Annotated in this window: 1 protein-coding gene; it reads left to right on the forward strand. The window is 47.9% G+C overall.

Translation table 11 applies throughout. The features are described 5' to 3' along the window. Positions 1 to 809, forward strand: an 809-nt coding sequence (locus tag ACFQUU_RS29215; RefSeq protein ID WP_382252136.1) for an RHS repeat-associated core domain-containing protein, incomplete at its 5' end; no start/stop codon positions are given. Between the last annotated feature and the right edge of the window lie 866 nt (positions 810 to 1,675).

Genomic DNA, 1,675 nt, shown 5'->3' on the forward strand with positions numbered 1-1,675 from the left:
CGGATGCGTTTGTGCCGATCGCACAGGTGGACAGCACCACAGCAACCAGTGCGCCGCACGCTGCACAAGCACAGAAGTCACAGAATGTCCGGTACATCCATACCGATCATCTGGGCACGCCGCGCGAGCTGACCAGCGGGTCAGGCGAGATCGTCTGGGCCGGCGTGCACAAGGCATGGGGCAACCTGGCCATTGCAGCGATGCCAGCAGTACAGGTAGCGGATGACCAGGATACGGCGGCAGAACCCAGCGCCTTCACCGATGTCATGCCGCTGCGCTTCCAGGGGCAGTACTACGACAGTGAAACCGGTTTGCATTACAACCGCTTTCGGTACTACGATCCGGATAGCGGCCGCTTCGTCAGCCAGGATCCGATTGGCCTGCAGGGTGGGAATAACCTCTATCAGTACGCACCCAATCCTACGGCGTGGATTGATCCGCTTGGCCTAGCCACATGCAAATGTGGATCAACTCAGTTAACTTTCGATAAAAAGTCTCATACTTGGACCACACCGGCAGGTCTAGATTATGGTCTAGGCTCAGTACATAGAAATCGGATAAAGCATATTCTTGATCATGCAGTACCGAATCCGAGCAAAACAACACATAGTGTTTTTAATGTCGAAAGGAAAGAAATACTAGGTTTGGTTGACGAGGCATGGAGTACAAAAGGTAAGCCGCTTGCAAATGACCCAGGTGCATATATCGTTCCCATGGGGCGTGTTATCGGCACCGCAGGTGAACGAAACCTAAAAATTATTGTGAGACCCGGAACAAATCAGATTATTACTGCGTACGCCGTACACTAATAAGGAGCCAAGATGTTATGTCCAAGATGCCAACAAGGCGATATTGCGAAAGTTAACCTAAAAAGCACAGACAAAATTTTATACGTCTGCCAAGAATGCGATGCAACATGGTTGTCTTATTCGGAAATAGGGGCTGTCCCATTTGTAGATTTCGGTACGTATATGTTTAAGATTGGCCGAGCCCCTTTATGGAGTGAGTTAGAAATAATTGACTGCTCGCTTGACTGAAGAATTCAACATAGCGACTCTCCATTTGCTAGCCCTTGTGAACATAGAGTCAAGTATCGCTTTGCAAGAGGATCTGAGGTGATATGGATCTTGCGAATGCTCCTAGTAGAGGTTTGGACGCGCCATATTGGATGGTAGATTTCCGAGAAAATAACCCTGTTGGGCACATTGTTCTGGATAGTATGCCGACAGGTCGATCGAAGAACGAAACAGGTTTCTAAGGTGGTCATGGATTTCAACCTTGTGAAGGCGGAAGCCGAAAAAATGCCCGCCGCCGTAGTTATTTTGAGTGAGGAAGAAACGCTTGCGAAATGGCGAGCTGTGGGATGAACTGCCGATCTTAGAATTCTAAGCCTTGAAAATGGATGGCCAGCGATTAAAGAATTTATCAATCCGTTGGAAAATATCTTTCTCTTTTTTGAACTCGTGGATGAAAAGATTGCCTTTTGCTTCAAACGCGGGAACGAACTCGGTGATGTATTAGTAGAGTCAGGCTGTCGTAATTTTTACCTAGAACTCATTCCATAAATAGGTAGTCGATGCTTTTTTCGGATTCGTATGGTTTTTCATCATGTCACGAAGAGAAGAGCTTACCGACGAGCAATGGGGGCTACTGGAGCCGTTGATTCCCGTAACAG

This window comes from Herbaspirillum sp. GCM10030257 (assembly GCF_042666555.1).
GTDB lineage: Bacteria > Pseudomonadota > Gammaproteobacteria > Burkholderiales > Burkholderiaceae_D > Noviherbaspirillum.